The organism is uncultured Campylobacter sp. (genome assembly GCF_937890585.1).
Classification (GTDB): Bacteria; Campylobacterota; Campylobacteria; order Campylobacterales; family Campylobacteraceae; genus Campylobacter_A.
Genome location: NZ_CALACG010000139.1, coordinates 1 through 7,859 on the forward strand (window position 1 = coordinate 1; position 7,859 = coordinate 7,859).

The 7,859-nt window shown below is 41.9% G+C and carries 10 protein-coding genes; 7 read left to right on the top strand and 3 right to left on the bottom strand.

The annotated features are described in order from the left end of the window. Positions 1-175: 175 nt before the first annotated feature. Entirely contained in the window at positions 176-1,243 is a 1,068-nt protein-coding gene (prfA, locus tag Q0296_RS03950) for a peptide chain release factor 1 (RefSeq protein ID WP_298036789.1), read from the bottom strand. A 14-nt stretch (positions 1,244-1,257) separates the two neighbouring features. Next, positions 1,258-1,527 carry a 30S ribosomal protein S20 gene (rpsT, locus tag Q0296_RS03955; protein ID WP_298036791.1) on the bottom strand — a complete coding sequence of 90 codons (270 nt, stop codon included), beginning with the start codon at positions 1,525-1,527 and terminating at the stop codon, positions 1,258-1,260. A 159-nt stretch (positions 1,528-1,686) separates the two neighbouring features. Here rpsT and glmM point away from each other — a divergent pair, with 159 nt between their 5' ends. From glmM to Q0296_RS03985, 6 genes are all read left to right on the top strand, one after another. Beyond that, positions 1,687-3,027 (top strand): phosphoglucosamine mutase, encoded by a 1,341-nt coding sequence (glmM, locus tag Q0296_RS03960; RefSeq protein ID WP_298036793.1) that lies wholly within the window; start codon positions 1,687-1,689, stop codon positions 3,025-3,027. After that, complete coding sequence (lspA, locus tag Q0296_RS03965; protein WP_298036794.1) at positions 3,020-3,472, top strand: signal peptidase II; 453 nt, start codon at positions 3,020-3,022, stop codon at positions 3,470-3,472. The genes glmM and lspA overlap by 8 nt, the downstream gene beginning before the upstream one ends. Next, entirely contained in the window at positions 3,462-3,824 is a 363-nt protein-coding gene (locus Q0296_RS03970) for an NINE protein (protein ID WP_298036796.1), read from the top strand. Before lspA ends, Q0296_RS03970 begins: the two co-directional genes overlap by 11 nt. Positions 3,825-3,833: 9 nt before the next feature. Continuing rightward, positions 3,834-4,268, top strand: a complete 435-nt coding sequence (locus Q0296_RS03975; protein WP_298036799.1) for a CopD family protein — start codon at positions 3,834-3,836, stop codon at positions 4,266-4,268. Between the two features lie 9 nt (positions 4,269-4,277). Next, on the top strand, positions 4,278-4,823 hold the full coding sequence (locus tag Q0296_RS03980; protein ID WP_298036802.1) for a hypothetical protein: 546 nt from the start codon (positions 4,278-4,280) through the stop codon (positions 4,821-4,823). A gap of 134 nt (positions 4,824-4,957) precedes the next feature. After that, complete coding sequence (locus tag Q0296_RS03985) at positions 4,958-6,397, top strand: acetyl-CoA carboxylase subunit A (protein WP_298036804.1); 1,440 nt, start codon at positions 4,958-4,960, stop codon at positions 6,395-6,397. 40 nt (positions 6,398-6,437) lie between these two features. Here the strand turns inward: Q0296_RS03985 and Q0296_RS03990 are convergent, their stop codons facing one another. Continuing rightward, positions 6,438-7,367, bottom strand: coding sequence for a PQQ-binding-like beta-propeller repeat protein (locus Q0296_RS03990; RefSeq protein WP_298036806.1), 930 nt, complete (start codon positions 7,365-7,367; stop codon positions 6,438-6,440). A gap of 100 nt (positions 7,368-7,467) precedes the next feature. Here Q0296_RS03990 and Q0296_RS03995 point away from each other — a divergent pair. Next, positions 7,468-7,859, top strand: a 392-nt coding sequence (locus tag Q0296_RS03995; RefSeq protein ID WP_298036809.1) for an SMI1/KNR4 family protein, incomplete at its 3' end; no start/stop codon positions are given.

A 7,859-nucleotide genomic window follows, 5' to 3' on the forward strand; every position in this document is an offset into this window, starting at 1 on the left:
CTCCTAAATAACGCTATTTATAAGGCTAAATTTAAAAATTTAATTTTGATAATTTTTCAAATAAATATTACTAGGTACTATTTTAGTCTTATGTTTTATAAAATTTCAGCACAAATTTGGACTAGATGAAATGTTAAAATTTGATTGTAGAATATAAAATAAAATTAGCAGTGTTTTAAATGCCAGCTTCAAGCATCGCTTCAGCTTGATAGTGCGTGATAAGCGGCTCGATGATCTCGTCAAATAGCCCCGCAGCCATGATCGCATCAAGGCGGTAAAGTGTCAAATTTATGCGGTGGTCGCTTATGCGGTTTTGTGGAAAGTTATATGTTCTTATCCTGCCAGAGCGGTCTCCAGTGCCGACCTGACTCTTGCGCTCGCTAGTCTCTTTTGCGAGTCTCTCTTGCTCTTGCATCTCGTAAAGTCTAGCTTTTAGTACCTTCATCGCAGCTTCTTTGTTTTTGTGCTGGCTCTTGCCATCTTGGTTTGTGACAACAAGACCCGTTGGTATGTGCGTGATCCTAACGGCACTATCAGTTGTATTGACCGACTGGCCGCCGTGACCTGAGCTTCTCATAACATCAACTCTTATATCATTTGGATTGATCTCGATCTCGCTATCTTCGACCTCTGGCATGATAGCCACAGTCACAGCCGAAGTGTGCACCCTGCCCTGACTCTCAGTCTCTGGCACACGCTGAACTCTATGCGTGCCACCTTCAAATTTTAGCCTCGAGTAAGCACCTTTGCCCTTTATGAGCACGATGATCTCTTTAAAACCGCCAGTGTTGCCCTCGCTTTGACTAACGATCTCAAATTTATATCCACGAAGCTCTGCGTATCTAATATATGCGTTAAATAAATCACCAGCAAATAGTGCCGCTTCATCGCCGCCAGTGCCTGCGCGAATTTCTAAAAATATATTTTTATCATCGTTTGGATCTTTTGGAAGAAGTAAAATTTTGATCTCTTCTTCAAGTTTCTCTCTTGAAATTTCTAAACTTTTTAGCTCTTCTTTTGCAAGTTCGCCAAGCTCAGAGTCCTCAAGCAGGGCTTTGTTCTCGTCGATGTCATTTAAAATTTGTAGATATTTTGTTGCGGCAGTTGCGACTGGCTCGATAGATGACTGCTCTTTTGAAAGCTTTGTCATCTTTTCGATATCGTTTGCTATATTTGGATCGCTTAGAAGCGTAGAAATTTCGTTATAGCGATCCAAAAATGGATGAAGTTTATCAGCAAACATTAAAATTTAATATATTAAGCAGCTTTTAGAGTGTTTACTAATTGAGCAAGGCGACTAACGCGGCGAGCAGCAGTTTGTTTCTTCAAAAAGCCTCTGCTTACGAAGCTGTGGATGCTCTTGTTAGCAACTTTTAAAGCCTCATTTGCAGCTTCAATATCTTTAGCTTCTACAGCTACACGCACTGCTTTTGTGATATTTTTAAGTCTAGTGCGGTAAAATCTGTTTCTTTCAGTCCTTTTGATAGTCTGTCTGGCTCTTTTTTCAGAAGATTTATGGTTTGCCATAATATACCTTTATTTGATAATTTTAGTCGGTGATTATATGAAAACTATAATAAATTTGACCTTAATTTAAATCTCGTTTAAGAGAAATAAAATTTTTAGCTTTTAAATTTGCTATTTTCTGATAAAATAGTTCGATTTTATAATAAAAAGGATAAATTTATGAAACTATTTGGAACAGACGGTGTTCGTGGCAAGGCGGGTGAAAAGCTTTCAGCTCAGACATCTATGCGCCTTGCAATGGCAGCTGGAATTTACTTTAGAAAGACCTCAGCGACAAATGTGATATTGGTCGGAAAAGATACTAGAAAAAGTGGCTATATGATAGAAACTGCCATCGTCGCGGGACTCACTGCGGTTGGCTACAACGTCCTCCAAATAGGCCCTATGCCAACACCTGCGATCGCATTTTTAACAGAAAATATGCGCTGTGACGCTGGCATAATGATAAGTGCGTCGCACAACCCATACTACGACAACGGCATCAAATTTTTTGACAGCTTTGGCAACAAACTAGATGAAAAAATAGAAGCCGAGATAGAAAAAATCTTCTACGACGACGAGCTCATCGCAAACGCCCAAAAGACGATGACAGAGATCGGCGCAAACAAGAGAATCGACGATGTTATCGGCAGATATATCGTGCAGATCAAAAATTCATTCCCAAAAGAGTTAAATTTAAAGAATTTACGAGTAGTTTTAGACGTGGCAAACGGAGCTGCTTACAAGGTCGCACCAACTGTATTTAGCGAGCTTGGAGCCGACGTCATCGTCATAAACGACGAGCCAAATGGTAGCAACATCAACCAAAACTGCGGCGCACTTCACCCAGAAGAACTAGCTAGCGAAGTAAAAAGACTGCGTGCCGACATCGGCTTTGCGCTTGACGGCGATGCTGATAGGCTTGTCGTTGTCGATGAAAACGGCGAAGTAGTGCATGGAGATGCGATACTTGGCTCACTAGCTGCATTTTTGCACGAGCAAAAGACTCTAAAAGGCGGTGCCATCGTGGCTACTGTGATGAGTAACGCCGCGCTTGATGACTATCTAAAAGCTCACAAGATCAAGCTACTTCGCTCAAACGTAGGCGATAAATACGTGCTTGAGATGATGAAAGAAAATGGCATAAATTTTGGCGGCGAGCAAAGCGGACACGTCATATTTAACGACTACGCTAAAACTGGCGACGGCCTTGTTACTTCAATGCAAGTCGTTGCGATGATGCTTAAAAAAGGCAAAAAAGCTAGTGAAATTTTTGGCGAGCTAAAGCCATATCCGCAAATTTTGCTAAATTTAAAGATCACAGAGAAAAAGCCGCTTGATAAGATAGAGGGGCTAAAAGAGCTTGAGGCTAGCCTTGCAAAAGATGGCATAAGATCGCTCTTTAGATACTCTGGCACTGAAAATTTGATCAGACTTTTGCTTGAGGGCAAAAATCAAACTTTAGTTGAAAAACGCATGGATGAAGTTGAGAAATTTTTTGTAAAAGCCCTAAATGCGTAGAAATTTGGTTAAATTTTTCATAGCGTTTTTTATTATTTTTATCGTTGATCAAGCGATAAAGATGATATTTATAGATGGTTTTTCGTGGGACGGCGAGTTTTTCTCGCTAGTTCTTACATATAATAAGGGTGTTGCATTTTCTATGTTTGCCTTTTTAGATGAGTGGCTTAAATTTATACAAATAGCCCTTATCTTAGGCGTTTTTATCTATCTGCTGGTAGAAAAAAAGCTGCTCTTTTCGCACGCTATCTGGCTTGGTGGCTTGCTAGGAGCTGGCACCTCAAATATCACAGATAGGTTTATCCATGGCGGCGTCGTGGACTATGTCTTTTGGCATAAGTGGTTTAACTTTGCGGTCTTTAACTTCGCTGATGTTATGATCGATCTTTGCGTGGTGATGATACTTTGGCAAAGTTTTAGAAAAAGGAGAGAAAATGGGAACTAACATCTACGTCGCATACGCGCTTTGGCTATTTACTGGCTGGCTTGGGGCACATAGAATTTACCTTGGTAAATTTATCACTGGTTTTTTGATGATGGGACTATTTTTTATAGGCTACTCTTTGCAGATCATATTAATAGGATATATATTTTTAGGCATCTGGTTCATCTGGTGGATCATCGATGCGTTTTTGGTCGGCAGTGGCGTGGATAAAAATTTACAAAAAGCCAAGCTAAAAGAGAGAGTGAAGCTAAAAGATAAAGAAGAGGACCTCAAAAGACTTTACGAGCTTTTCGAGAGTGGTGCCATCAGCAAGGCAGAATTTGAAGCAAGAAAAGAAATACTTTTTAGATAAGGAGACACCATGTCAGAATACTATCTCTATTTAAAATACCTGCACTATTTGTTTTTCATATCGTGGATGGCAGTGTTGTTTTATCAGCCAAGACTCTACGTCTATCACGTAGAAAACATGGACAAGCCAGACTTTGTAAAAGTGGTCGAGGTAATGGAGTATAAGATGTATCACTACATCGGCTGGGTCGCGCTCATTGGCTCGTTTGTAACTGGCGCGCTGATCATCGTCGCTATGCCTGATCTCATAAAAATGGGTCACATCCACGTTAAAATTTTAGTTGTCATCTTAATGGCCATCTATCACCTAGACCTTGGTCGCTACATGAAGCAGCTCAAAGAAAAACGCTGTAACAAAAGCGGCATCTTCTTTAGAGCCTACAACGAAGTGCCGACTGTTGCGATGCTCATCATCATTTGGGTAATGATAGTAAATCCGTTTTAAAGGAATTTGATGAAGAAAATTTTAGCATTTATCACTTTGCCGATATTTTTGCTTGCAGCGACTCAGTACTTTGAGCCCATGCAAGTTAAATTTGACAACAGGCTCTACTCGCTAGCAAGCTCAGCCAAGCCTGTGCCAAATTTATTCACGCAGGAGTACTTGCTCCCTGGCGAAAAACCAGAGAGTTTTAGCTACATGCTCTCGCTAAATACGCTCAAATTTGAAGCGACGATCGAGCAAGCAGTCGAGCAAAAGATAAATGACCTAAATAAAATGAAAGAAAAAGGGCTAAAGGTAGCTTACAAAAAGGGCTCGCTGGCAAATGAAATTTATCTTGATATCACGATATTTTCAAATTTAAATGGCACTCCAACAGCCGAGCACTCGATATATCGCTACACCAAACAAGGCGGAAATTTAGTCCTTTTTACCATCCAAAGGCGTGCTTATAAAAAAGAGGGCATTCAAAGATTTGCTACAAATTTTACGATCGAGTCGCAAGATTTTAGCAAAAAAGCCCTAGCCACGCCTTTTCCACAGATCATCCAAAGATGACTAAATTTGAGCAAATAAAGAAATTTGAGTGTAAATTTAGCCTTTGCACTCAAATTTTAAAACCAGACTTAACAAATTTATCTAAAAATAAAACGAATAGTTATATGATAAGAAAAACTCAAAAAGGATAGTCTATGATACATAAAATTCTTATCGCAAACCGTGGCGAGATCGCAGTTAGGATAGTCAGAGCTTGTAGGGATTTATACATCCAAAGTGTGGGAATTTACACAGCGCCGGACAGCGAGTGCTTGCACGTCAGGATCGCTGACGAGGCCTATCAAGTTGGCGACGACCCAATAAAGGGCTATCTTGACGCCAAAGCGATCGTAAAGCTCGCTAAAGAGTGCGGAGCAGACGCCATACACCCAGGATACGGCTTTTTAAGCGAAAACTACGAATTTGCAAAGGCAGTTGAGGATGCTGGGCTTATCTTCATCGGTCCAAAGGCCGAAGTTATCAAGAAAATGGGCGATAAAAACATCGCTAGATATCTGATGAAGAAAAACGGCATACCAATAGTGCCAGGCACTGAGAAGCTAAATGATGAGAGTATGGACGCCATAAAAGAGCACGCTAGGCGCATCGGCTACCCAGTCATCTTAAAAGCAAGCGGTGGTGGTGGTGGCCGCGGCATTAGAGAAGTTTGGCAAGAAGAAGATATGCAAGATGCCTTTGAATCATGCACCAGAGAGGCAAAAGCATACTTTAACAACGACGAAGTTTTTATGGAGAAGCTTGTCGTCAATCCTCGCCACATCGAGTTTCAAATTTTAGGCGACAACTACGGCAACATCATCCACCTTTGCGAGCGTGACTGCTCTATCCAAAGGCGCCACCAAAAGATCATCGAGATCGCACCTTGCCCATCGATTAGTGAAAATTTAAGAAAGATCATGGGCGTGACCGCAGTGGCCGCTGCAAAGGCTGTGGGCTACTCAAACGTAGGAACGATCGAGTTTTTGCTAGATGACTACAACAACTTTTACTTCATGGAGATGAACACTCGTATCCAAGTGGAGCACGGCATCACCGAAGAGATCACAGGACATGATCTTGTCGTTAGGCAGATAAGGATCGCTGCGGGCGAGATATTAGAGATCGAGCAAAGCGACATCAAACCACGCGGCTACGCGATAGAGGCTAGGATCACGGCTGAGAATGTCTGGGAGAATTTCATCCCAGCACCAGGTACTATCGAGGGCTACTACCCAGCTCTTGGCCCATCTGTGCGCGTCGATAGCCACGTCTATAAAGACTACACCATACCGCCATTTTACGACTCACTTATCGCAAAGCTGATCGTCAAGGCGACTGACTACGATCTTGCGGTAAATAAGCTTGAAAGAGCACTTGAAGAATTTACCATCGAGGGCGTGCGAACGATCATCCCATTTTTGCTAACGATCAGCAAAAGTAAAGAGTTTAGAAGAGGATTTTTCGATACTAGCTACGTCGAGAAAAACTTAAAAACTATCCTTGAAAACACCTATGATGATATGAACAAAGAGCCAAACGACGACCTAGAAGAGGTCATCGTAGAGGCGATAAAAAGATATAAAAAGAAGAGATAAATTTATCTCGTTGCGGCTTTGGCGATAAATTTTGCCAAGGCTAAATTTCCGCGCAAACTGCGTAAATTTTAGCTCCGTCATTTGCCACAGCATAGAGCCTGCCACCGCTTACTAGCATGATCTGATCTGTGCTAAGTCTAAATTTCTCAAACTCTATCTCTTTTAATAGCAAGCCATCTTTGGCGCTTATCAAAACTGGCTTATTTTTGCGGTTCGCGAGCAAAATTTGACCTTTGATCCAAACAAAATGCTCCGTGCCACTGGTTTTAAACTTAAACACCACTTCGCCACTTTTTGCATCCACGGCGTATAGATCTCCGCCCTTGCCAGCGGTGCCAAAGTAAAGCACTCCCTCACGCAGGCAAACTGGCGTGTAGAGATATGCGCCAAGCTTTAGCCGCCAGATGGTCTTGCCTATCCTTACGCCCTGCTCTTTGGGCGGCAAATTAGCGTTTAAATTTTCATCTTTTGCTTCGCAATTAAACGCTGCGCCGCCCAAAATTTCTTTGCACTCCATCATAAATGGCGAGCTCATTCGCACGCAAAAGCCATCAAATTCATACGTTTTAGCGTCGTTATATATCTCTTTTACAGGCTCCTTAGCAACGCCGAGCTCGCTCATCTGCCCGTCACTTATCTTTATAAGCTTTGCTGGGGAGTTTATGTAGCCCTTGTAGTATCTAGTATTTAGCACGAAGTAGCCATTTTCTGGGTAGCAAAGTGCGTCGCTGGCTATGAAAATTTCGCTTTGCTTATAGGTAAGCATTGATCTTTTATGCTCGCTAAAGTCGCGTGAAAATGTATCTAGTAGCACGTAGTTTGGCGTTAGCTTTTGAGCTATCTCTAGCTCGCTAGGCACCCCAAAAGCAAAATGCACAAATGCAATGCGCTCACCCATCTCGTAAATGCCAGTTACGCCGTGCCCACGAAACTCCACGCCAGGCATATCAAGAGGATATGATCTAACCACGCTAGCTCCTTAAATTTATGGCGATTATAACCCAAATTTCAAAGCACACTGGGTTAAATTTGATAAAATTTGCCAAAATTTAGCAAATTTAAGGAGCGATATGTTTTTAAAACTAGACGAGATCGCTAAAAAACTAGATCAAATTTTCTTGCCGCTAGAGCAAGAGGGCATAACTGGCATGAGGCTTTTGCCGCAAAAGGACACTTTGGCGTTTATGCAAGCACAAAAGAGCCTTGGCGTAAATTTCCCAGATAAATTTACAAAGCTTTTAAGCAAATTTGAGCTTGGCAATTTTGAAATTTGCAATGTCAGCTTTGGCTCTAAAAGCGACTATGCGAGCGAGCTAGTGCGCCTAAACAGCGTAGATGAGTTTGGTGGAAAATGGTGGCAGGGCGAGGAGAGGCCAGCAAATTTGATAGTTTTTGCCGTGGGAGATCCTTGGATATTTTTGCTTGATTGCGCGAGTGGTGCGGTCTATGCGTGGCTACTTGG

Bases quoted from the DNA above. Each gene is read 5' to 3' on its own strand.
- Q0296_RS03975 (WP_298036799.1), top strand. From the start codon at position 3,834: ATGTCAGAATACTATCTCTATTTAAAATACCTGCACTATTTGTTTTTC.
- lspA (WP_298036794.1), top strand. From the start codon at position 3,020: ATGCGTAGAAATTTGGTTAAATTTTTCATAGCGTTTTTTATTATTTTT.
- rpsT (WP_298036791.1), bottom strand. From the start codon at position 1,527: ATGGCAAACCATAAATCTTCTGAAAAAAGAGCCAGACAGACTATCAAA.
- Q0296_RS03980 (WP_298036802.1), top strand. From the start codon at position 4,278: ATGAAGAAAATTTTAGCATTTATCACTTTGCCGATATTTTTGCTTGCA.
- Q0296_RS03970 (WP_298036796.1), top strand. From the start codon at position 3,462: ATGGGAACTAACATCTACGTCGCATACGCGCTTTGGCTATTTACTGGC.
- glmM (WP_298036793.1), top strand. From the start codon at position 1,687: ATGAAACTATTTGGAACAGACGGTGTTCGTGGCAAGGCGGGTGAAAAG.
- prfA (WP_298036789.1), bottom strand. From the start codon at position 1,243: ATGTTTGCTGATAAACTTCATCCATTTTTGGATCGCTATAACGAAATT.
- Q0296_RS03985 (WP_298036804.1), top strand. From the start codon at position 4,958: ATGATACATAAAATTCTTATCGCAAACCGTGGCGAGATCGCAGTTAGG.